Origin of the sequence: Pseudonocardia sp. D17 (assembly GCF_036984265.1) — a bacterium.
GTDB classification, from domain to species: Bacteria; Actinomycetota; Actinomycetes; order Mycobacteriales; family Pseudonocardiaceae; genus Pseudonocardia; species Pseudonocardia benzenivorans.
The window spans coordinates 115,898-138,495 of record NZ_BPRG01000241.1 but is presented as its reverse complement, the minus strand read 5'-3'; the positions used below and the strand labels follow the sequence as shown (position 1 = coordinate 138,495).

At 68.8% G+C, this 22,598-nt stretch carries 24 protein-coding genes; 7 read left to right on the top strand and 17 right to left on the bottom strand.

Annotation, left to right across the window (positions count from 1 at the left end):
- Positions 1–12: 12 nt before the first annotated feature.
- The 15 genes from PSD17_RS34150 to PSD17_RS34085 all read right to left on the bottom strand — a co-directional run bounded on the left by PSD17_RS34150 (position 13) and on the right by PSD17_RS34085 (position 11,074).
- On the bottom strand, positions 13–258 hold the full coding sequence (locus PSD17_RS34150) for a hypothetical protein (RefSeq protein WP_339126249.1): 246 nt from the start codon (positions 256–258) through the stop codon (positions 13–15).
- Between the two features lie 252 nt (positions 259–510).
- Positions 511–711 (bottom strand): hypothetical protein, encoded by a 201-nt coding sequence (locus PSD17_RS34145; protein ID WP_339126248.1) that lies wholly within the window; start codon positions 709–711, stop codon positions 511–513.
- A 59-nt stretch (positions 712–770) separates the two neighbouring features.
- On the bottom strand, positions 771–1,064 hold the full coding sequence (locus PSD17_RS34140; RefSeq protein ID WP_339126247.1) for a DUF5403 family protein: 294 nt from the start codon (positions 1,062–1,064) through the stop codon (positions 771–773).
- Between the two features lie 640 nt (positions 1,065–1,704).
- Positions 1,705–2,094, bottom strand: a complete 390-nt coding sequence (locus PSD17_RS34135) for a hypothetical protein (protein WP_339126246.1) — start codon at positions 2,092–2,094, stop codon at positions 1,705–1,707.
- A 242-nt stretch (positions 2,095–2,336) separates the two neighbouring features.
- Positions 2,337–3,230, bottom strand: a complete 894-nt coding sequence (locus tag PSD17_RS34130) for a hypothetical protein (RefSeq protein ID WP_339126245.1) — start codon at positions 3,228–3,230, stop codon at positions 2,337–2,339.
- Between the two features lie 183 nt (positions 3,231–3,413).
- Positions 3,414–4,166 (bottom strand): VG15 protein, encoded by a 753-nt coding sequence (locus PSD17_RS34125; RefSeq protein WP_339126244.1) that lies wholly within the window; start codon positions 4,164–4,166, stop codon positions 3,414–3,416.
- A 657-nt stretch (positions 4,167–4,823) separates the two neighbouring features.
- On the bottom strand, positions 4,824–5,006 hold the full coding sequence (locus tag PSD17_RS35545; protein ID WP_445261052.1) for a helix-turn-helix domain-containing protein: 183 nt from the start codon (positions 5,004–5,006) through the stop codon (positions 4,824–4,826).
- 175 nt (positions 5,007–5,181) lie between these two features.
- The gene (locus tag PSD17_RS34120; protein WP_339126243.1) at positions 5,182–7,551 is read right to left on the bottom strand and encodes a phage tail protein; all 2,370 of its coding nucleotides are present in this window, start codon (positions 7,549–7,551) and stop codon (positions 5,182–5,184) included.
- A 487-nt stretch (positions 7,552–8,038) separates the two neighbouring features.
- Positions 8,039–8,992 carry a hypothetical protein gene (locus tag PSD17_RS34115; RefSeq protein ID WP_339126242.1) on the bottom strand — a complete coding sequence of 318 codons (954 nt, stop codon included), beginning with the start codon at positions 8,990–8,992 and terminating at the stop codon, positions 8,039–8,041.
- A gap of 200 nt (positions 8,993–9,192) precedes the next feature.
- A complete protein-coding gene (locus tag PSD17_RS34110; RefSeq protein ID WP_339126241.1) occupies positions 9,193–9,897 on the bottom strand; it encodes a hypothetical protein in 705 nt (234 codons plus the stop codon).
- Positions 9,881–10,060 (bottom strand): hypothetical protein, encoded by a 180-nt coding sequence (locus PSD17_RS34105; protein ID WP_339126240.1) that lies wholly within the window; start codon positions 10,058–10,060, stop codon positions 9,881–9,883. The genes PSD17_RS34110 and PSD17_RS34105 overlap by 17 nt, the downstream gene beginning before the upstream one ends.
- 14 nt (positions 10,061–10,074) lie before the next feature.
- On the bottom strand, positions 10,075–10,266 hold the full coding sequence (locus PSD17_RS34100; RefSeq protein ID WP_339126239.1) for a hypothetical protein: 192 nt from the start codon (positions 10,264–10,266) through the stop codon (positions 10,075–10,077).
- The gene (locus PSD17_RS34095; RefSeq protein WP_339126238.1) at positions 10,263–10,538 is read right to left on the bottom strand and encodes a hypothetical protein; all 276 of its coding nucleotides are present in this window, start codon (positions 10,536–10,538) and stop codon (positions 10,263–10,265) included. Before PSD17_RS34095 ends, PSD17_RS34100 begins: the two co-directional genes overlap by 4 nt.
- Complete coding sequence (locus PSD17_RS34090) at positions 10,526–10,750, bottom strand: hypothetical protein (RefSeq protein WP_339126237.1); 225 nt, start codon at positions 10,748–10,750, stop codon at positions 10,526–10,528. The genes PSD17_RS34095 and PSD17_RS34090 overlap by 13 nt, the downstream gene beginning before the upstream one ends.
- A gap of 66 nt (positions 10,751–10,816) precedes the next feature.
- A complete protein-coding gene (locus PSD17_RS34085; protein WP_339126236.1) occupies positions 10,817–11,074 on the bottom strand; it encodes a hypothetical protein in 258 nt (85 codons plus the stop codon).
- A gap of 450 nt (positions 11,075–11,524) precedes the next feature.
- On the opposite strand from PSD17_RS34085, the gene PSD17_RS34080 reads away from it, so the two are divergent.
- Positions 11,525–12,052 (top strand): hypothetical protein, encoded by a 528-nt coding sequence (locus PSD17_RS34080; protein ID WP_339126235.1) that lies wholly within the window; start codon positions 11,525–11,527, stop codon positions 12,050–12,052.
- A 47-nt stretch (positions 12,053–12,099) separates the two neighbouring features.
- On the opposite strand, the gene PSD17_RS34075 is transcribed toward PSD17_RS34080, so the two are convergent.
- Positions 12,100–13,689 (bottom strand): recombinase family protein, encoded by a 1,590-nt coding sequence (locus PSD17_RS34075; protein WP_339126234.1) that lies wholly within the window; start codon positions 13,687–13,689, stop codon positions 12,100–12,102.
- 12 nt (positions 13,690–13,701) lie between these two features.
- On the opposite strand from PSD17_RS34075, the gene PSD17_RS34070 reads away from it, so the two are divergent.
- The gene (locus PSD17_RS34070; protein WP_339126300.1) at positions 13,702–13,830 is read left to right on the top strand and encodes a DUF4244 domain-containing protein; all 129 of its coding nucleotides are present in this window, start codon (positions 13,702–13,704) and stop codon (positions 13,828–13,830) included.
- 32 nt (positions 13,831–13,862) lie between these two features.
- Positions 13,863–14,849 (top strand): Rv3654c family TadE-like protein, encoded by a 987-nt coding sequence (locus PSD17_RS34065; RefSeq protein WP_013672612.1) that lies wholly within the window; start codon positions 13,863–13,865, stop codon positions 14,847–14,849.
- Positions 14,850–15,331: 482 nt separating this feature from the next.
- On the opposite strand, the gene PSD17_RS34060 is transcribed toward PSD17_RS34065, so the two are convergent.
- Entirely contained in the window at positions 15,332–17,683 is a 2,352-nt protein-coding gene (locus PSD17_RS34060; protein ID WP_013672611.1) for a DEAD/DEAH box helicase, read from the bottom strand.
- Positions 17,684–17,978: 295 nt separating this feature from the next.
- Between PSD17_RS34060 and PSD17_RS34055 the strand changes: the two genes are divergently transcribed.
- From PSD17_RS34055 to PSD17_RS34040, 4 genes are all read left to right on the top strand, one after another.
- Complete coding sequence (locus PSD17_RS34055) at positions 17,979–20,306, top strand: sodium-translocating pyrophosphatase (RefSeq protein ID WP_013672610.1); 2,328 nt, start codon at positions 17,979–17,981, stop codon at positions 20,304–20,306.
- 418 nt (positions 20,307–20,724) lie between these two features.
- A complete protein-coding gene (locus PSD17_RS34050) occupies positions 20,725–21,135 on the top strand; it encodes a hypothetical protein (protein WP_339126233.1) in 411 nt (136 codons plus the stop codon).
- 138 nt (positions 21,136–21,273) lie between these two features.
- Positions 21,274–21,867 carry a hypothetical protein gene (locus PSD17_RS34045; protein ID WP_339126232.1) on the top strand — a complete coding sequence of 198 codons (594 nt, stop codon included), beginning with the start codon at positions 21,274–21,276 and terminating at the stop codon, positions 21,865–21,867.
- Between the two features lie 83 nt (positions 21,868–21,950).
- Entirely contained in the window at positions 21,951–22,574 is a 624-nt protein-coding gene (locus tag PSD17_RS34040) for a hypothetical protein (RefSeq protein ID WP_103380476.1), read from the top strand.
- Positions 22,575–22,598: the final 24 nt, after the last annotated feature.

Below are 22,598 nucleotides of genomic sequence, written 5' to 3'. Positions count from 1 at the left end.
CGCTGACAGTCTTTAGTTCTTGGCGGACTGTCCGGTTCGTTCGTCCCGCTTCAGCGGGTACCGGTCGCTGTAATCCTGGTCGAGCCGTTCTGCCGCTTCTGTCAGCCCGGCCAGGTCCTCGCGTAGCTCGAACAGGCGGTCGCTCGTCGGGTAATCGTTGTACCGCAGGAACGACACGAGCAGAGCGTCTAGCGCCTGCTCGAACTCTCGGGAATGTTCGGTCGGGGGACCGAACGGTATTCCGATAGCCACGGTCACCACCACCCACGATCGAAGGCGTAGAGGTGAATCTTCCAGACCGCTCGGCGTAGGCCGGCGAGCGTTTCCTTAATCATCTAGATAGTCCGTATCCAATCCATGGGCCGACCGGCACCCGCGTAGGTGCCGGTCGAAACCGAGAGCATTCTTTGATACCCGACCGCACAACGAGCATTCCGCGGGTTCCTCGGGTTCCGGTCGTGGCGGCCGGACGTACTGGGACGTCCGATCGGTCAGTGCCGGGAGCAACGATCAACTCTCTTCGTCGGGACCGGATAGCGGATCGCTCACGGTGAACGGAACGTCCGCCCAGCCGTTCAGGTACGCCAGGACGGTCACGGGTGAGATAGTGACTGCCATACCGTCCACGTTGATGGCCCGCGCTAGGCGCGCCATGATGTCGTAATTCTGCGGGAGCTGAGCGACGAAACCGCGGTATTCCGTGATGGTCATAGTGATTCTCCTTAGTTGTTAGTGTTCTCTGCCGTGACCCGACGGGCGTCGGGTCACTATCAGCGGGCCGCTGCGTCCCGCGCGGCACCGGTCACGATGAACAGACCGTTCACCCAACGGCCGGACCGGTTGTGCACGTGCCCGAATTCGATCGAGAGCGCGTTACGGTCGACCAGGGCGACCTCCGCGTCCAGGCTCCCGTGAGGACCGGGAGCCGAGTGCTTGACTTCGATCTTCGCTGTACCGGACGACCGGTGCGCCGCTAGACGGCGCCGGGCCGAGACGCCGATCTTGTCCGCCGCAGCGTTCACCGCTTCCTTAACGACCGGGCGAGTAGCGACGATCCTGTTCACTCGTCGGGCCGGGTATACGCGTACGCTGCTACCCACGGCTGATCACGTAGTCCACGTGAGCCGTCCGGCGAGAGCCGTTGTAGACCCGAGCGTCCCCGACGATCGCGTAACGATCGCCTCGCCACTCCACGGCCGACTGAGCGCCCAGGACGGGCGCGTTCCTCGGTAGGCGTAGCCGGTAACGAGACTCCGATGCGTAAGCGCCGTCCTTATCGTCGTCCGACGACCCGAGCGGCTGGATCGTCGCCGAGCTAGGCACGCCCGTATCGGACGGGCGTGTCCGGACGTTCCCGTCCGAGTCCGTCTCGGAGACTTCCGGATACAACACCACGGACTCGCGTCCGGGCCGGGTGAGTAGAGTCATTCCAATAGTCCTTCTGGTGTCAGTGTGTACGTGCCGAACAGGCTCAATCGCCTACGATCATCGGGGCCGAGCGCTGGCGCCATCTCGTAGCCCCGGACAGTCACGGGCTCACCGTTTTCGAGCGCTTCGATACGCTCGGGCCGGCGTACGCGGGACCAGACGAGACGCCCGAAACTAGTGTTCAGCGCGCCGCGCCGTCCGAGCATTTCCTGTTCGTTCCGGAGCCGGTCGGCGAGATATTCTCGGAGCCCCGTTCGAGCCGTTGAGATCGCTGTCTTATGCGTAGCCACGCTGCCTACCCCATCGGGCCTGAGCGCCCTTACGGCCAACCTCCGAGCGGGTCATAGGACCGTCAGTGAAGACGGTCCCTAGCTCGGTGTCGGGGACCGCGTTGGGCAGCTTCAGCTTGCCGAGCAAGTTCGCGAGTAGGCCCGCCTGGAACCTCCGCTCAGCAACGAGCGGGTGCACGACCTCCTGGCCCATAGAGCCCCGGACCGTCAATGGCTCACCGACCAGGCCGTCGGTGAGCGTGTCGATAACGTCCCGAGTCCGTGCCGCTTCGTGCAGGATCGCGAGTTCGTCCGGGCGTAGTTCCCAGGTCGAGACGACCGATTCCCACAGGTCCGTTCCGGCCGGACCAAGGTCCGCCGGGGTCGGTTCGTTCATATAGCTTTTCCTTAGGTGTCTGAAAAACCGGTGCTGCTATGCCAGGCACCGCCTCCGAGGGACGCAGTACACAGCGGTCGGGGAACCCCGGGGGCGGGGTAATCCCCCCTGGGCACGCGGGTCCGTGCCCGCGTGCCGCCGTCGAGCCGAGAGAACGATCCGTGTTGATCGATCCGTGTTCGTCCTCGATCTGCTGCTGTACGGGCCTGCCCCCTCCGAGGGGGAGGGGGCACCGAGGGTGCCTAGCCCACGCGGTACGCGTGAGCACGGTCCGCCCATGCCTCACGATCTACGGGCAGGCTCAGCGTGGAGCCTGACTCCAGGGCGGGCCCGTAGTTGGACCACTGATAGTCGACCCGGTGCGCCAGGCGCGGGCCGTCGAATCCGACCTCCAATAGGCGGCTCTGATAGCCGGGTCCGGGGTCAACGCCGATCGTCAGTACGCGCGGAGCGCCGAGCGCTCCCTTAGGGGCGCCCTTAAGTGTGTTCGGGAGGGGAGCCGCGTACTCCACGATCATGTCCGTGATCCGGTCCAGCTCACCGACGACCGAACGGGCACGGTGCCAGGCGCCTAGCGTCTGCCCGGTCGTGTCTGCCTCTGCTGCCTCGCTGAGTGATCGCAGCCCCTTAACGATCGGGTAGAGCTCTACGAACTCGGCGGCTAGTCGGTCGAACTCGGAACGGAGCTTCTTCGCTCCGAAAACGGCGTCTACGTTCGCGCTAAAGGCCTCGGAAAGGCGACGGCCGGCGTCCAGGACAAACGCGCGTAGGACCTCCTGTCCCGCTTCGTTGCGTACCTTCTTGTCGATAAAGTCGCGTAGAGCGTCACCCGCGGTCTCTGCGGTCAGAGAGTACGCGCTCGGCGGGATCGGTGTCCCGATCAGAGAGCCAGACTCTAGCGTGTTGTAAAGCTCCAGGGCCGCTGTCAGCTCCTCGGAACGGGTGACCCCGTACGGCTCGACGGCCGCCAGAATCTCTCGACGTCGACGAACGTTGAAGATCGCGACCGCCGTAAAGTCGGTCCCGTCGAGAACAGCGGGCGCGTCGGGGTCCTTGTCGAAGATGGCCCCTACCGAAACGAGCGGCAGGTCCTGGTCCTGGTCGGACGTGCGAATCTCTCCGATACCGTTAACCATTTCTTACCTTTCGATCTGGCCGCGTAGGAACGCGGCAAAGTCTGATGATGGGGTGTGCTGGTGTTCGTCGTCGGGGACCGTGTTCTTCTCACGGTCCGGGTAGTGTTCCCTGTTGCGTAGCCACTCGGCGAAATCCCGAGCGGCCCTAGGGTCTGGTCCGTTGGTCATTGTTATTCCTTAGTGTCAGCGCCTACGGCGTCGGTCGAGAATCGCGGTCACGGATTCTCCGGTCTCCCGAGCCTCACGGCTCGCAGTGGCGTAGGCATCCTGGGCCGCCTCAAAAGCGGCCCGGCCCGACCAGTCGTTCGAGTCGAACACGGGCACCGTTCGGCACGTGTCGTTAGGGTGAAAGACGTTCCGTTCGTCCCCGGCGGTCTCAGCCGTCTTATATACGGGGCCCCGGGAGATCAGCATCGTGCAGAACCCGCACGACGGCGGTTCCGGATCGACCCGGGCCCAGCCGAGACACGCTGGATCGGAGCGGACAGCGTCCTTCACCGTCGCCCGCTCACCGTGCGACGCGAGAGTCACCGAGTGAGAGATGACCTTCCCGATCTCGGTCTCGGGATCGGGCCGGTCCGGTACCGGGTCATCGGAGAAAGCCATCTCTAGCCGTTCCTCGAACTCCCCGACGACCAGGCCGAGCGTCCGGGTCACAAACTCTGGCCGCGTGGTCGATACGTAGAAGTCGTGACGGCCCGGAAGGCCCGTCACACGCTCACGCTCGGAGTCGTAGAACTCCCGGGCGAGAGACCCCGAACGGAACTGAAAATCGAGCACGGTCCGTGCGAGTAGCACGGTCAGCTCTACCGGGTTCAGCGCCGCACTAGCCGCGCTGAACGGGGCCGTCAGGAACGGGCGTAGCCGGGGGTAGAGCACGGCGAACATGAGCCGGTCGAGCCCGCGCTTCTGAGCGTCGTACTCACGTAGGTGCATCGTCGGTCCTGTCAACCCGGGGGTTGTCGTGGATCGGTGCGGTCGCCCGATCCACTCCGAGCGGGTGTCCGTGAGGGTCCGGAGCACCGAGCCGTTCCCGGACGGCTCGCACCGCGTTAGCGTCGTCCGTAGCGACGACGCGCGCCCAGAACGCGATCTCATCTAGACGCGCTCGGATACGGTCACTCAACCGGGGCTCACGCTTCGGCATCGGGCGCCTTTCCTGGCGACCGACCAGCACGGTCGAGAATCCCGCTAGCCCAGGTGAGGGCGAAGAATCCAGCGCCGCCCGTAGCGGCGAACATCGGGTCATCGAACCACGGCCAGGCCATTAGGCCGGCGACCAGGACAACGATCGCCAGGGCCTGGCAGACAGCGGCGAGCAAGCGGGCGAGTCCCGCATGCGGTGGTCGACAGTCGCACGGCGACTGATCGGCGTTCCTCATTCTTCCGGGCCTCCGCGCTCGATTTCCTGAACGGTCATGCCCGACACGAGAGCCAGGTACTCCAGGTCAGCGGAATTCGGTAGAGCCCTACCCTCCTGCCACGACCGCAGGGCACCGGGGCCGACGTGTAGCCGGGAAGCCCTAGTACGTTCGTCACCCGGGATTCGTGCGAGAGCCGCGCGGATACCCCGGACGAGCAGCTCACGCTCGTTCATCGCGCCTCCCCGGCAGGGAGGCGACCGTTACGAATGTCGTCCTCGGTCATCCCGCTAGCGTCCGCTAGGCGGGCGATGTTCTCGGGACTCGGGGAGAGAGCCCCGTTCTTCCATTCGTACAGGGTCCGGGTAGTCACGCCGAGCCGTGCGGCTCGCTTGACGTTCGTCAGCTCCGGCATTAGGCCGAGCGCGATACGCACGCCCGAAGCGAGTAGTGCTCGCTCACTAGCCATCATCATCCTCATTCATGTTGGTTGCTAAAAGGGGGAAGGGCCCGGCTCGATGGCCGGGCCCTTCCCGGTTGCCGTTGTCCAGAGTCAACGGCGGGCTAAGGACATTGCCCCTAGAAGCGCCTTATCGGCGCCAGTCGCGTAGTCGCGTGTCCTTACGGACCGCCTGAGAAATGACCTTCCCGTCCAGGGATACCGGACGGGACGCCACGGCGTCCGCTAGGCGGTCATAGTCGATACCGAAACCTTCAGCGCTCACCGCGTGATTGATGTCAGCGAGGGACTGAGAACGGAACGTTCCGTCGATTCCCGCTAGCTGAGTGTTCAGGTCCAGGCCGCTAGCGATGTCCGTGGCGCCATCGATCATGGCGCCCATAGCGTCGAACACGTCGCTAGTCGACGCGCGGATTCCCTCGGCGAATCCCTGCGTAGTGAACTTGCCTAGGCCGGCGAACACCTTAGACGGTGACGCGATACCGAGAATATTCTTTACCCACCCGGGTAGGAGATTCCCGAAGAATCCGAAAATCTTGTCCTTCAGCCATCCGGCCAGCCCGGTGATTCCGTTCCACAAACCGCGGATCAGGTCGCCACCAGCGCTTAGCAGGAGCGACCCGAAGTCACCGATAGCGCCCAGGATTCGGCCCGGCAACTCGCCGAACCACGACAGGATGTCGCTGCCGCGTTCCGTGATGAACGCGACACCCTCGGAGATGCGATCTCCGACCCAGGAGATCGCGTCGCTCACGCCCTGAACGGCCGTAGAGATCGCGTCCGCCAGGAACTGAATCACCGGAGCGATCACGTTCGAGACGACCCAGGCGATGCCCTCCAGGGCCGGGACGACCAGGGACGTAACCACGTCCGCGATGAGCGGCAGGATCAGTCCGGCCAGATCGAGCAGCGGCTTAAGGATCGGTAGGACCGCCTCCAGGATCGCGCCGATCGCGTCGACCAAAGGTGGCAGGATCGGGGCTAGCGCCGTGATCGCATCGGCCAGGACCGTCCCGAGCTGTAGCGCGATGTCACCGATGATCGGTGCCAGCGCCCGGACGACCGGGAGCAGCACCGCGCCGAGCTGGTCGACGACCGGGGTCAGCGCGTCAACGATCGGAGCGATCGCCTCGACGAGCGTGACGAACAGGTCCGCCAGGACCGGGAGGATCGGGGACAGTCCGTTAACGAGCGCCTCGACCAGCCGGGCGAGCGGAGGACCGATCGTCTCGATCGCAGGGACCAGAGCGGCCGACAGGGACTGAGCGAACGTCTGGATCAGCGGCATGATCGCCTGGAGGATCGGTGCGATCGCCTGTAGCGCCGCACCGAGGATTTCCCGCATCGCCTGACCGGCGACCTGCATTGTCTGGCCGAGGGCCTTTAGGGCCTCCTGGAATGCCGGGCTAGCTAGCGTGTCCGCCAGGAGCTGAGACAGCTCTCGGAGATTCGCCAGCGGGGACGCCCCGCCCATCCCCTCGGAGATGGCGCTAAACGCCGAGCCGAGCGCGGACCCGATATTCCCGATGATCGCGCCTAGGTCCTTAAACCCCCGGATCGCGTTGTCAACGAACGTTCGGATCGAGCCGTCCGCTAGGCCGGCGTCAACCCAGGAGTTGAACTTTGCCGCGACGTTATCGATCGCGGTACCGAGCGCGGGTAGGTACGTACTTCCGAGTCCGCCGAGCTTGATAAACCCAGAGACAAAGTTCCCGAGCGCCCCCCGGGCGTTATCCATAGCCAGACCCAGGTTCAGGAACGTCAGGCCGATAGCATTAGAGACCTCCGGCGCCTTGAGCGCGTTAGCAAGGTTCCGTCCCATAAGGTTCGCCGACTCGGCGACCACGCCCATGCCGTCCTTCAGGATGGGCAAATAGATTCCGCCCAGGTCCCGAATGTCGTCACCGAGCCCGGCGAAAAGCTTCTGCTGGACCGACTGCTGTAGGTCGGTCCATTCCGTCCGGAACCCTCGGATAGCCGTGGCAGCATCACGCGCGGACGGTGCGAGCTTGCTCAGGTCACCGGACTTCAGCGCATCACCGAAGCCCTGCATTCCGACCTTGAGAGTCGCGTAAGCGGCAGCGATTCCGAGGATCGCTCCCGGGGCCGCTAGTGCGATAGGCGCAAGCGTCGAAAGCGCGGACGCTAGGCCCCCGATGACCTGCACGGCACCGCCAGCGGCGCCTAGGCCGGCGAGCGACTTACTAAAGAGCTTGAATGCTCCGGATACGGCCTTGATCGGCCCCGACTTAAACGCATCGGTGATCCGGCTAATCGCCGAGCGGTCAACGTCTACCCTGGCGCTGGCCTTGAGGTTCCGGGACGCGGCGTCGACCGCGGCCTTTAGTCGTTCGCGTAGTCCGGTCGTATCGACATCGATACCGACCCGTGCACGAACGTCGCGCGTAGCGCGCTCCAGGTCCCGGCGTAGCTCCTCTCGGAACTTACTAACGTCCGGGACGACGCGAACGCTGACGCGGGAGACTTCCGCGCTAGCCATGGTTGCTTCCTTTCGGCCCTGGACGGGCCGTCAGGGCCGTTGTGCGGGCATGAAAAAGCGGGGGCCCCCGGACCGGGCCCCCGCTAGGGGTCTGTTGTCTGTACGGCGGTCTCAGACCGCTAGAGGGTCGCTAGCTGCTCTCGCCGAGCAGCACGGCGGCGGCGGTTCGAGTCGCGCCCGGCCTTACGGCGCGCGGCGCGGCACCGGAGGGTGCCCTCCTCATCGCGATAAGTACGCGGCCCGTCCACCCGAGGGTGTCCGCCGCAACAGTCGAACGTGTCGTTCATCGGTCCACCTCCTAGGTGTTTGCCGTTTGCCGAGCCTGGCCAAAAGAAGACCCCGCCAGTCCGGTCCGGGACTGGCGGGGCTCGAACCCTGACGGCCGAAAGTAGGTGGCTCACAAACCGGCAGGGAAGTATGAGAGGGCGGCCCTTTTAGGGCCGCCCATCAAAGGAGAACGGATACCACCCCGTCTGCCTTTACGTATTCAAACGCACCCGAATGTCGGGTCTTTCGCTAGGCGTTCCCGAGCTTCCTTTACTCGTCGCTGAGCACAATCGAGCTTGGCCGCTATCTCACGGTCCGTCATTCCGGGGTTGTCCCGCAGAATCCGGGCCGCCCGGGCCCGCTGGCGGTCGTGCTTACGGCGCCGAGCCCTGGCCGAGTGCTCGGCGTTCATCCGGCGCTTGCACTCGGGTTTCCCGCACTGGGCCTCCTGCCCGCCACGGGACCGCTTGCCCTCGGCGCGGACCAGACAGCCGTTACAGCGGCACTTCCCGTCCGTGACGACCGGCAAGGCCCGGGGCAGCTCGGCAGGGTCCGGTACCGACCACGGGTGAGTGCCGTAGACAGCAGGGCCGAGCGGATGGCCACGGAGCGGCCACGGCGCATCGGGCGACCGGAACCGGACCCGTACACCCTCCAGCTCCTCAACGGGCCTGGGCGGCCCGTTCAGGCGGTACTCCGGGGCTGGCGACACCCGTGGCGCCGGGAGCGTGTCGGTCCCGAACTCGCAAGGGCTGGTCTCGTCGGGAGTCAGCAGGCGGTCACCGCAGTACCGGCAGTAAGCCGGTAGGTCCGGGTTAGAGAACCGGTAGTCCCGTCCGGTGACGAAACCGTGCCCCTCGGCCACGAGATCGTTAGAGACCCCCCGGGACGGCCGGTACTCCTGGACAGGCTTAGGTCCAGGGTCGTGCTTATCGCCCCCGCGCTCGTACCGTTCGAGCGCGAACGGATCGTCGTCGCCGTGCGGTCCCGTCAGGCCCGCGCTCCCGGCCCGTAGGTTCCGCTGCGGTCGGTGCCGGGAGTAGTACTGATCCCGCGTGAGCGCACTGACGCGGACCGTCGGGGAACTTCGCTCACGCTCTAGCTCCTCTCGGAGATCGGCGTCCGGCTCAGCGTCGGTCCGCTGAGCGTCGGTCAGGTCGTGCAGGGTGGTCATGGTGTTCTCCTTCTCTAACCCTCGCTCTGAGCGAGGGTTAGAATCTCTTTGTTCGCTTCGCTTCCATCAGGGGTGAGATAGCCGCGTAGCGGCCCCCGACCCGGTAGAGCCCCGAAAGGCTCTACCGGTTGTTATCTCTCCTAGAGAAAGTAGTTCTCTTAGAGAGTGTGTCGTTCTCAAAGACTCTTTGAGAGCGAGGGTTAAACGTCGCCGTATACCGGGCAGCACGCCCGGTACCTAGCCTTGTTGGCTCCGTGACGACCGCCCTTGCCCCGGTCGAGCCGAACGAACAGGCCGCGCTTGACCGCGTCCGCCATGCCCTTACGGCAGTAGTCCTCTGACATCCCGGTCACCCTCGACAGGTAGTCCGGGCTCATGTCTCGCTCTGCCCGTTCGAACGGGACCTTCTGACTGACGGACGCGGACCCGAGCTTGCAATGCGCCACCATCGCGACGTGCTGGGCCCGACCCTCCAGGCGGTAGATCACCTCTTGCATGTGTTCGTTCTGCGACACGGGCGCACGGGTCTTGAGGCCCGTGCGGGGCACGGTGGGCTTTGCTCGTTCGGCTACCGAGGGGCCCGGGAGGGGGCGGCTAGTGTCCGCCCCCTCCGAACTGATGTCGTCCTCGTCGTCGTCGAGCGCGACCGGCTCGGCGACCGGTAGCGGCCGGGCGGGGCCAGAATCGATCAGCTCAACGTCCAGCGATGTCCCGGACTCCCACACGATCCGGGCTAGACCGTTGTCGCACAACGTATCGAGCATCCGCCGATGCTCGGCGGGCAACCTTCGGCGGATCGCTACGGGCGATCCCCTCTGTTCGAGCGTCGCGGCGAACTCGTGTAGCCCGGGGTCGTCGGGGATCGTGCGCTGCACGCGCTCGGCGTAGTCAGTCGGTGCGGTCATCCGTCGTCGTTTCGTGTCGGTCGCGAGACTTGCTCAGTACGCGCTGATCGATCAGCGCGCGGTCGGACTCGTTGTAGGTGGCGGGCCGGACCCGTTGTCCGGCCACGCGAATCTCTTCGTGGCGCCATCGGCCGAAACTCGCCGATGGCTTAGGGGTCGTCATCGTTCCTTTCCCTTTCAGTAGGTGTAGCGCGTCTTAACGGCCCGGCGCGGGCCGTACCGGTGCCAGAGTGAGAGCGGGAGCCAAACGAACAGTCCCCACGCCCCGCCCGTGACGATCGTCAGGAACAGGTGCAGCCCGTGCGACGTGCGCTTACGGTGCTTTGTCTTTGTCGACCGGGGACCGGGCGCGGCGTAGTGGTGGGTCATCGTGCGTCTCCTAGTTCGTTCTGCCAGATGAGTTGAAACACGAACTGGTCTATCTCGTCTCTCGTCACGAACTCTGCTAAGAGCGGTAGCGACCGCTCGGCGTCGGGGAGAATCTCGTCCGCCGCGTCGTGAGCGGCGTAGAGCGCGTTATGAGCGATAGACCCCCACACGCCCGATCCGGTCCGGGAGTGTTCGGCGTCCGCCGCCAGGGCGATCGCCATCAGCAGACCGACACACCCGGTCGCGTTGAGACGCTCGGTCAGGTCTGGCACGGGTTCTCCCGGAATCGGTCGAGCGACCAGCCGGGCGGCTGGTCGACAGTCGGGGATTGGTAGCTCGGCGAGTAAGCCTCTGCCCGGTCGAGCATCACCAGGCCGAGCGCCACAACGACGCTCACGGCCCCGATGAACACTGCGATCCACACGAGGATCGTGCGGACCCTGGCGCGGCGCGCTTCCTCGGCGCGCCGATCGATGACTCGCATCGGTTCTCCTAAGTTCTGGCGGGCACCGCGGGCCCCGGGACCTGAGTCCCGGGACCACGGAACCGGTCAGTCCGTAGCGGGCGCGGCGTAGTGCCTTTCCCAGAAACCGACGAGCGCCCGGCTCATCGCAACGTCAGCCTCCGACGGCGGACGGTTAGGGGTGACGATCACCTCGACAGTGGCCGCGACTCCGGTCTCGGCCTCGACCCGCTCTGCGAACCGACGGGCCTCCGCAAGGTCCTCGGGGTAGAAGTTGAACGCCAATCCGAGTCGCGGACCGATGTAGTTGCCGCCGTGCTCGTGAGCGACATCCTGAATGTTCATGTGTGTTCCTCTCGTCGTGCCCGATAGTCGGGCGCTCGTGTGTTTGCGTGGCACGTCTGGCGTGCCGCGTGATTCGGCGCCCCGGGGGTTTCGGTAACCCCGTTGAGTTGTGACTAGCCCCGTGCCGATCAGTCGTTCAGGACCTCCTTTGTCCGGGTGTCCACGGCCCCGTGATCGCGCCCGTCGGACCGCGACGGGCACGCCGGGTCGGTCGTCTCGACCGATTCCCACACGCCCTCCACGCCCGTGAACCGGACCTGATCGCCGCAGTGCTGGCAGACGTACATCGGGGGCCTCTCGTTCGGGCCCCGGCCGGCGCCGGGGCGGGCCTCCAGATTGGGCGTCATCACCCCCTCTTGTCCAGACCTAGGTGGAGAGAGTGACGAACGACACCCCCACTCGTAACCACCTGGGTTGCTCCGACCAGGGGCGGGCCCGGAAGATCGGGGCATGTCAGAGACACGAGTACGCCAGGAGATCGGGCCGTGGGTGGTCACGTACGCCTGGCCGAACGACGTCGACCAGGGCGGCCCCCGGACGCTCACGATCGCGCCCGCAGAGACAGCAGACCCCGCCGAGCTGGCGGGCGGACTCTCGACCACCGTGACCCGGCGGCTCGATTTCGTACGGGCCGCTGACGAGTGGCGCCAGCTCCGACGCTCCGCAGCGATCGCGACCGACGACCCGGAAGAGCACCGGAGGCGCCAGCGGGCCGCGCTGCGGGACGCGGTCAACCGAGGGGTTAACGAGCACTACCTAGCGGTCCTTAGCGCCGCGTACGTCGACACCGTGCGGCACGGCGGTACGGGAGTCACGGCGACCCTGGCCGAGCTGGTCGGTCGGTCACCCGAGACGGTCCGAGCGCATCTAAAGGAAGCGCGTAAGCGCGGGCTACTCACCGCGTCTAAGGGTCGTGCGGGCGGTCAGCTAACGGACCGCGCGTGGCGCGTGCTGCGGATAGACCCGCAGGAATCTTGACTCGGAACACACGACAGCCCCGGACCCTAAGGTCCGGGGCTGTGTCGTTAGCTGACCGTCGTCTGGCCGTAGGTTTCGGCCAGGAACTCCCGGAGCGCGTCAGGCTCGAATGTCGCAGCCCGTGCGACCGACTCGAACACGGCGCCGAACGTCTTCGGCAGGTTCGTCATCCGGACCTCTACGCCAGACTTGCCGTACACGATCTTGAGCCCGTACTCCCGGAGCAGCGCGTTACGACCCGGAGTATCGAGCGATTCCCAGTGCTCGCGGAGCGACCGGTCCGACTCCCGGAACACCCAACCGGACGGAGCGTCTTCCTGGCCCTCCAGTTCGTCCCTGCGGGCGTAGAGCCGATCGAGCATGTCCCGAGCCGCCTGGCGCTGCTCGCCCCTCAAGTACGGCAGGTCATCCGCGATGCCCTCGATCTCGGCGTTCAGCTCTGCCAGGACGTCAGCACTGGAGGAACCCTCTACCCACTCACGGACGATCAACGGACGGTCCGCGCCGCTCGGGTCCGTCCCGAGCGTGTCGGTGATGAGCGTGTGCGCCAGCGCTTCCGCGTCCGGAGCCTTGACGGACGGGTGCCCGCACGACTTGCGGTCCCCTTGCGTGTGCGACGCGCACCGGTATCGGTCGACAGCAGAACGGCGGGTGCCGTCAGCCCGGAACCGCTTACCGCCCCGGAGCATCCACATCGGCTTGCCACACTCACACTCGATAACGCCGAGCAGTAGCGACGGCTCGGCGATCTTCCGGCTGGCCGGGGCTCGCTCGTCCAGCTTTGCCCTTAGGCTCCGGTAGTCCGCCGTTGAGATAAGCGGCTCTCCCCGCACGACGATCTCGCCATCGTGGATCAACGGAACCTCACGGCCGTTCTCGTCGGTCCGTGTGCCCTGCCCGATCAGAGTCGGCGAATTCAGGATGCGCCGCAGGTTAGACACGGACCATTCGTGCCCCACGGTCGGACGCCCGTTCAGCTCGGCCTGACGGTCCCGCGCGGTCGGGACGCCGCGCCGATTCAGGTCCTTAACGACCGACGACTGAGACTCCCCGTCCAGGATGCGACGCACGATCTCCTGGATCACCGGGGCCATTACCTCATCGTGAACCAGCGTGTAGCCCTTACCGCTCGGATGCTTAGCCTTGCGGTATCCGGCGGGCACGATCCCGCCCCGATACTTGCCAGCGTTGAGCGCGTATTGTGCAGCCTCTTTATTGCGGCCCTTGATCGCGTCCAGCTCCATCTGGGCCGCCCAGGACAGAATGAACAGGATCAGCTCACCCGCCGGGCCGAGCGTGTTGATGACCCCGTCAGCGGACAGGAGCCGCTTACCGTGCTGGTTCAGGTACTGGAACAGGCCGTAGACGTGTCGGGTCGAGCGTCCGAACCGGTCGAGCTTCTGAGCGACCACAACATCGAACTCGTTGAGTCGGTCCCGCAGCCACGGGCCCGACCCGTCCCGATCGAGCGGGTCGGTAGAGCCACTGACGTCCAGGTCTGTCGCTACCCCCGCGACCGTCATGCCCTGGCGTTCGCAGAACTCGCGGCAAGCGTCCTCTTGCCGTTCGGGCGACGTCGTCGCGTCCGTGACGCGGGAGAGCCGGATCAGGACCAGGGCGCGGAGGGGAGCGGGCATGTCTAAGAGACTATCGCGTACGCGATCGGCACCTTGGCCGCGGCGGCGTTCGCCGCGGTGCTCTACAGCGTCGTGAGCGGGGAGAACGTCGTGACCGCGCTGACCGGCCTCGTCGAACGCGCGCTGTCGACGACGGTCTGACCGGCCGCAGACCCCCGGACGACCATGGTGCGGTGACGGTCGAGGCCGCGCTCGTGCTGGGGGTTCTCGTCCTGGTGACGCTCGCGGCCGTCGGTGCCGTCCTCACCGTCGTGGCGGCGGTGCGCTGCACCGACGCCGCTCGTGAGGCCGCCCGGTTGGCCGCACGTGGCGAGCCCGAACGGGGTCGCGCCGTGGCGGGCCGGCTGGCTCCGCCGGGAGCCGCCGTCGAGATCACGACCTCCGGCGACGAGATCCTCGTCGTCGTGACCGCGGCGCCCGTCCGGCCGCTCCCGCTGCAGGTCGGCGGCCGGGCGGTCGCGGTCGCCGAGCCGGAGTCCGGTCCCGTGCCCGGCCCCGCCGGCGACGAGGAACCGCCGGCCGCGGGCTCCGGCGGAGCCGACGCGGTGCCCGGTCCGAACCCGAGCGGTGCGGGACGCGAGGCGGGCGCAGGCCTGCTGATCCTCTCCGGCACCGGCCTGCGTCGGCCGCGTCGACGGCGTCGGATCGCGCGACGGGCCACGCGGCGGGCCCCGCGACGTCAGGCGGTCGGGACCGGGACGAACCCGGCGCCGCGGCGGCCACGAGACGACGCCCACGCCGCCCGGCGGGCCGTGGGCTGCGCACCCGGCGGCGTCGGCCGCGGCCGCCCCGGCGTCCCGGCCGACGACTCCGGCGTCGCGACCGTCTGGGGCGCGGCCGTCGCGGCGTTGCTCCTTGCGATCGCGGCGGTCGGGGTCGACGTCGGATCGGCCGTCCTCGCCCGGCATCGGGCCGAGGCCGCCGCCGACCTGTCCGCGCTCGCCGCAGCCACCGACGCCGCGCTCGGCGAACGGTCGGCCTGTCCCCGCGCGGAGGCGGTCGCCGCCGCGATGGGCTCGACGGTGCGCCGGTGCACCCTCGACGGGTGGGACGCGGTCGTGGAGGTGACCGTGACCAGGGCGTTCTCCCTGTTCGGTGGCTCCGAGGCACACGCGCGCGCCCGCGCCGGTCCCGTCGAGCGCCCGGACGGTGGGCTGTGACGCCGCTGTCCGTGACCGGCATCCGGCCCGGCGCCCGAGGTCGGTGGCGTCCGTTTCGCCGCGCTCCGGTCGGCGGAAGCACGCCCACCGACAGGGCCAAGGCGCGCGCCGAGCGGTCGACCGCTCCGGACGAGCGGGGGCCCCGGACCGGTACGCGCGCCGTTATCCCACGTCCGGCGCCGGATTGCCACCCGGCGACACAGGAAGCGGCGCTCGTCGTTGCACGTGCACCGATCGGCGACGACGGGTGGCGACGACCCGGTCCGGCTGACCTACTAGACCACGTCAGGGTGACGGCACGTCGCCGGAACCCCGACGCCGAGCACGCTCCCCAGACCGCGGTGGGGCCGGAGCGCCTTAGAGCCGACCCCCATTCGGCTCCACCGCATACAGGGCCGCTGCCGGCCGGTCCGGCCCCCGACGGGTCGGCCGGCGGCGGCCGTCACGCTCGGCGGTGGTCCCGGCCGGGTCGCCGGGCGTGCTCAGCCCCGCAGGGCGCCCAGCACCAGGTCCAGCACGACGACCGCCCCCGCCTTGTCCAGCGGGTTGTTGCCGTTCCCGCACTTCGGGGACTGGACGCAGGACGGGCAGCCGGTCCGGCACTCGCACTCGGCGATCGCGGCCCGGGTGGCGGCGAGCCACCGCTGCATGACGCCGTGCCCGCGCTCCGCGAGTCCCGCGCCACCGGGATGCCCGTCGTGGACGAACACGGTCGGCAGCCCGGTCTGGGGGTGCAGGGCCGTCGACATGCCGCCGATGTCCCACCGGTCGCAGATCGCGAAGAGCGGGAGCAGCCCGATCGCGGCGTGCTCGGCGGCGTGCAGCGCCCCCGGGATCCGTGCAGGGACGATCCCGGCGTCGGCGAGGGCCGCGTCGTCGATCGTGTACCAGACCGCGCGGGTGTCCAGGGTCTGCTCGGGCATGTCGAGCGGCACCGTCTCCAGCACCCGGCCGTCGAGGGCCCGCCGCTGGTAGCCGACGACCTGCGTGGTCACCCGGGTCTCGCCGTAGCTCACGCCGACCGGCCCGTGCTCGGACCGGCACAGCTCGGCGACGATCTCGACGTCGGCGGTGGACCGGGCGTCGGTACGCCAGTCGGGGTTGTCGGGGTGGACGAGCGCGAGCCCGGCGTCGAGGTCCAGCGAGTCGACGACGTAGCTCTCCCCACGGTGCAGGTACACCGCGCCGGGGTGTGCGGTGGCGGGGGCGGAGCCGGCGTCGACGGTGCCCAGCATCCGCCCGGTCCCGGCCTCGACGAGCGCGATCTGCCCGAGCCCGGACCCCCGGATGTCGACCGACGACGCAGGCCACTCGCTGGCCGACGGCCAGAACCAGCCGGTGGGCCGCCTGCGCAGGACACCGTCGTCGACCAGCGCGTCGAGGACCGCCTCGGCGGGCGTGCCGGCGAAGACACCGTCGAGGTCGGCCGCCGTGAGCGGGAGCTCGGCCGCCGCACAGGCCAGGTGCGGCGCCAGGACGTAGGGGTTGGCGGGGTCGAGCACGCACCGTTCGACGGGCGCACCGAGCAGCGCGTCAGGGTGGTGGACGAGGTAGGTGTCCATCGGGTCGTCGCGGGCCACGAGGACGACGAGGGCCTCCTCCGCCGCCCGCCCGGCACGCCCCGCCTGCTGCCAGAACGACGCTCGCGTCCCCGGGAACCCGGCGACGACGACCGCGTCGAGCCCGGCGATGTCCATCCCCAGCTCGAGCGCGTTGGTCGAGGCGACGCCGAGCAGCCGGCCACCGGCCAGGGCGGCCTCCAGCTCGCGACGCTCCTCGGGCAGGTAGCCGCTGCGGTAGGACTCAACGCGGCCGACCAGCTCGGGCGCGGCCTCGGCGAGCAGCCGCCGCGCCCCCATCGCCGTCAGCTCCGCACCGCGCCGCGACCGGACGAACGCCAGGGTCCGGGCGCCCTCGACGACGAGGTCGGCCAGCATCCGCGCGGCTTCGGTCCCGGCGGCGCGGCGCACCGGCGCCGCGTTCTCCCCCGACAGTTCGGGCAGCAGCGGCGGTTCCCAGAGCGCGACGGTCCGCGCGGAGCGGGGCGAGCCGTCGTCGGTCACGGCGGCGACGTCGCGGCCGGTGAGCACCGTCGCGAACGGCCCGGGATCGGCGACGGTCGCGGAGGCGAGCACGATCGTCGGCCGCGCGCCGTAGCGGGCGGCGACCCGCAGCAGCCGGCGCAGCAGCAGCGCCACGTGCGAGCCGAAGACCCCGCGGTAGGTGTGGCACTCGTCGACCACGACGTAGCTGAGCCGGCGCAGGAAGGTCGCCCAGCTCGCGTGCCGGGGCAGGATCGACCGGTGCAGCATGTCGGGGTTGCTGTATATCCAGCGCGCGTTGCGCCGGGCCCAGTCGCGCTCCTCGGCCGGGGTGTCGCCGTCGACGGTCGTCGCCCGCACATCGGGCACGTCGAGCGCCTCGAGGGCGCGCAGCTGGTCGGCGGCCAGCGCCTTGGTGGGCGAGAGGTACAGCGCGGTCGCGCGGCGGTCGGCGACGAACCGGGTGAGCACGGGCAGCTGGTAGACCAGCGACTTCCCCGACGCCGTCCCGGTGGCGACGACGACGTCCCGGCCCGCGTGGGCGAGCTCGGCCCCCTCGACCTGGTGCGTCCACGGCCGGTCGATGCCGTGGGCGCGCAGGGCGTCGACGACGACGGCCGGCACCCACCCGGGCCACGCCGCCGGCCTGCCGGGACGCGCGGGCAGCTGCACGCTGTGCCGCAGCGGCGAGACGACGTCCCCGACGTCGGACCCGGCGAGGACCCGCGCGAGCAGCCGGTCGCCCCGCCCCGTGCCGGCTCCCACGGCGCGCGACGCGTCCGTCACCGACACGGCATGCTCCTCCCACCACTGCGACCCCGAGGGCACGACATCCGCCGAGCCTGACACACCGCACCGACAGTCGGACGTGCGCTCCTGACCGCGAGTTCTCGATCATGAACCCGGCGAACTCGTGATCGAACCGTTACCACAGGTGCGATACGGACAACCCTTCGCGGTGCACGTGACAGGTCACACCTACACTCTGAACGCCCGTCGTCGCTGTCACCAGGGACGACGAGCATGACGCCAGGGATGTCGTCAACGTTTCCCTGGTACCTAGAGTCCGCACGAACCAGGAGAACGCATGCCCTCGTCCACCCTCGCAGCGGGCCTCGAGCTCGGCGCGAGCGACCGCGTCGTCGTCGGCGTGGTCGCGGTGGTCGCACTCGCTGCCCTGGCCATCGGCTATGTACTGCTCCGGGAGGTTCTGGCCGCAGGCCAGGGCACCGAGAAGATGCAGGACATCGGCCGAGCGGTCCAGGAAGGTGCCGCGGCTTACCTCAACAGACAGTTCCGCACGCTCGGCATTTTCGTCGTGATCGTGTTCCTTCTGCTCTTCGCGCTCCCCGCGGACGGCATCGGCGAGCGCATCGGTCGCTCGATCTTCTTCATCGTCGGCGCGGTCTTCTCCGCGACGATCGGCTATCTCGGCATGTGGCTCGCCACCCGCGCCAACATCCGCGTCGCCGCGGCCTCGCGCGAGGCGGGCGGCCGCGAGAAGGCCACCCGGATCGCGTTCCGCACCGGCGGCGTGGTCGGCATGTTCACCGTCGGCCTCGGCCTGTTCGGCGCCTCGCTCGTCGTGCTGTCCTACGCCGGTGAGGCCCCCAAGGTCCTCGAGGGCTTCGGGTTCGGCGCCGCGCTGCTCGCGATGTTCATGCGTGTCGGCGGCGGCATCTTCACCAAGGCCGCCGACGTCGGTGCCGACCTGGTCGGCAAGGTCGAGCAGGGCATCCCCGAGGACGACCCGCGCAACGCCGCGACGATCGCCGACAACGTCGGTGACAACGTCGGCGACTGTGCGGGCATGGCCGCCGACCTGTTCGAGTCCTACGCGGTGACGCTGGTCGCGGCCCTCATCCTGGGCAGCGCGGCGTTCGGCCTGCAGGGCCTGCTGTTCCCGCTGATCGTCCCCGCGATCGGCGTGATCACCGCGGTCATCGGCGTCTACATCACCAGGGCCCGTCCCAACGAGGGCGGCCTCAAGGCGATCAACCGCAGCTTCTACATCTCGGCGCTGATCTCGGCCGTGCTGTGCGTCGTCGCGGCGTACCTGTACCTGCCGGGTTCGTTCGGCCAGCTGGGCAACAACGGCCAGAGCACCCCGACCGACACGACCGTCGTCGCGGCCATGGGCGGGGCCGACCCGCGCATGATCGCGTCGATCGCGGTGATCATCGGCATCGTGCTCGCCGGCGTCATCCTGTGGCTGACCGGCTACTTCACCGGAACCGAGGACAAGCCGGTCAAGACGGTCGGCCAGTCGTCGCTGACCGGGTCGGCGACGGTCATCCTCGCCGGCATCTCGATCGGTTTCGAGTCGGCCGTCTACACGGCGATCGTCATCGGCGCGGCCGTGTTCGGCGCGTTCGCGCTGGCGACGGCGTCGATCACCGTGGCGCTGTTCGCCGTGGCACTCGCGGGCACCGGCCTGCTGACCACGGTCGGCGTCATCGTCGCGATGGACACCTTCGGCCCGGTCTCCGACAACGCGCAGGGCATCGCGGAGATGTCGGGCGACGTCGAGGGCGACGGCGTCGGCATCCTCACCGAGCTCGACGCGGTCGGGAACACGACCAAGGCCATCACCAAGGGCATCGCGATCGCGACGGCGGTGCTCGCCGCCACCGCGCTGTTCGGGTCCTACCGCGACGCGATCACCCAGGCGCTGTCGAAGGCCGGCGCCGCGGCGTCCGACGTGGGCACCGCGTTCGCCTTCGAGGTGTTCTCGCCGAACACCCTCGTCGGTGTGATCATCGGTGCCGCGGTCGTGTTCATGTTCTCGGGCCTGGCGATCAACGCCGTGACCCGCGCCGCGGGCGCGATCGTGTTCGAGGTCCGGCGGCAGTTCCGCAGCGACCCCGGGATCATGGCGGGCACGACGCGTCCGGAGTACGGCCGCGTCGTCGACATCTGCACCCGTGACTCGCTGCGCGAGCTGGCCACCCCCGGTCTGCTCGCGATCTTCGCCCCGATCGCGGTCGGCTTCGGCCTCGGTGTCGGCCCGCTGGCCGGCTACCTGGCCGGCGCCATCGCGGCGGGCACCCTGATGGCGATCTTCCTCGCCAACTCCGGTGGCGCCTGGGACAACGCGAAGAAGCTCGTCGAGGACGGCAACCACGGCGGCAAGGGCTCGCCCGCCCACGAGGCGACGATCATCGGCGACACCGTCGGTGACCCGTTCAAGGACACCGCAGGCCCGTCCATCAACCCGCTGATCAAGGTCATGAACCTGGTCTCGGTGCTGATCGCCCCGGCCATCGTGGTGTTCTCGGTCGGCGACTCGGCGTCGGGTCCGCTGCGCGTCGTCATCGCGCTGGTCGCGGTCGCGATCATCGTCGCGGCGGTCGTGGTCTCGAAGCGCCGCTCCACGGCCATCGCGGACACCCCTGTGGAGGACCCGGTCGGCTGATCACCGAGGGCGTCGTCGTCCGTTGACGGGACGGCGTCGCCGCAGGTCACGACGGAGGCCATCCACCCCCTTTCGGGTGGGTGGCCTTCGTCGTGTCCGGAAGTCCCAGTAATGTCCGCTGCCCGCGGCGCGCCCGGGCGTCGGAGCTCCCCCGGAGGACGTGATGCGCACGAGACCGAGCAGCTCGGTCCCTGCCGCGCGCGTCCGTGGCCGTGGCAAGTCGCCGCGGCACCGTCGCCGACCGCCGCCGCCCCATCCCCCGAGACCCGAGAGAACGGAGCATCCCGTGCGCCGTACCCCCCGATCCCTGCGCGTCGCGGCGGTCGCCGTCGCGGCGGTTCTCACGACTGCCGCCGCGGGCTGTTCGAGCGGCCCGAGCGATGCCGCCGTAAGTTGGATTGGCGGACTGTGTAGCACGATGTCTGACTTCTCGAAGACAGCTCAGCAGGCGCCCCCGGTCGATGCCAACGCCCAATCGTTCGACGTTCAGAAGTACGTGGACTACTTCCACGGCCTCGGTGCCGCAAGCCAGAAGTCGATCGACGCCCTCACCGCGCTCGGCCCCGCGCCCGTCGACGGGGGAGACGCTGTCGTCTCAGAGCTGAACAACTCCCTCACAGCGATCAAGCAGACGTTTGACTCGACGGCGACCAAGCTGTCGAACACCAACCCCGACGACCCGAGTGCCATCCGCGATGTGCTCGGGAGTGTGCAAACCGAGTTGCAGTCGAAGCAACTGTTCAATCTGTCGAGCGTCGGCAACAACGCGGAGCTCAATGCAGCCGCCGGCCAGGCGCCAGCGTGCCGGAGCCTACAGACCCAGGGCTAAGCCGTCTCCGAGCAGCAGACCGGCTGACGCACGGGCACGACCGTCGACGGGCGGGCCGCGGACGCTCGCGGCCCGCCCGTTCCCGGGTGCGGGAGACTGGGCCCGGATGCCCGCACCAGCCCACGGGGGAGTTCCCGAATGCCGCGCCGTTCCCGCCCGCTGACCACCGTCGTCGCCACCGTGGCGTTGGCGTTCACGGTGCTGCTGGGCGGGTGCTCGAGCGTCGTGTCGGGGACGGCGGCGGCCGATCCGTCGCCGCAGCCGACCCAGGGCCCGGGCGCCGACCCGGTGGCGTGGGTCGACAACGTGTGCGGCTCGCTCATCCCCATGCTCGACGCGGCGCAGAAGACACCGAACCTCGCCGGCGTCAACGACCTGCCGACGATCAAGAAGTCGTTCAGCGACTACCTCGGGGCGGTCCTTTCCGGCGTGCAGCAGGGCCGCAGCCAGCTCGGCTCGGTCGGCAGCTCACCGGTCGCCGGCGGCAACGAGACGGTCACCAGGATCGACGGCCTGCTCACCCAGTTCGAGCAGAGTCTGGGCGAGGCCAAGTCCCGCGTCGACGGCGTCGACCCCAACGACGTCAACGCCTTCCAGGGCGCCCTGACCGACGCCACGACGTCGCTGGGCAAGCTCTCGACGAGCGGGGCGAGCCTGGGCGACACGAGCGGCTACGTCCGGCTGAACAAGGCGGCGGAGGCGGCCCCGAACTGCCAGCGGCTCGGCAGGTGAGCACCGACCGCTGACCGGGTGCGGCGGGCCCGTCCGGCGCGCCGACCATCGAAAGATCGAACGCATGTTCTACCGTGCGCCCCGTGGCTCAGCTGTCGCTGTTCTCCGCGGAGGCCCGCCCGGTGCGGCGGGCCGATCTCGCCGGCCTGCTGTGCGGGCCCGGGCGCATCGCGCGCTTCGGCAGCGGGACGACGGCCCGGCTGAGCCTCCAGGTCGCCGACGCGGGGCGCGCCCGCGCCGTGCGCGCCGCCGCCGCGGCCACCGGCGTCCGGCTGGAGGCCACCCCGGCCGACGACGGGACCGTCGCCCTCCGCTCGGCCTTCCGGTGCGACCTGGTCGCGCTGGCGAAGGCCTGGGCGGGTTCCGACGACGCCGCCGGCGGCGCCGCCGCCGACCGCAAGGTCGTCCCGGACGACTTCCAGCTCGACGGCTCCCTGCTTCGGTTGTGGGCACTGGCCGCGGGCCGGGCGGACGAGCGCGGCGGCTACCTGCTCGCCCTCGATCCGCTCGCCCCGCACACGCACCGACCGCTGGCCGCGGCCGCGTACCGGGCGGGCATCTCCCCGGCCCGCGTCGGCGGCGACGACCATCCGGCTCTGCGTATCTCGGGAGCTGCCCGGGTTCGCAGGCTGGTGGATCTCGTCGGCCCGGTCCCCGACCCCGTCCCGGTGGGCGACTGGCCGCGGTGGTGGGGCCGGGCCTCGTGATCGGTGTTGACGGCCTGGTTACGC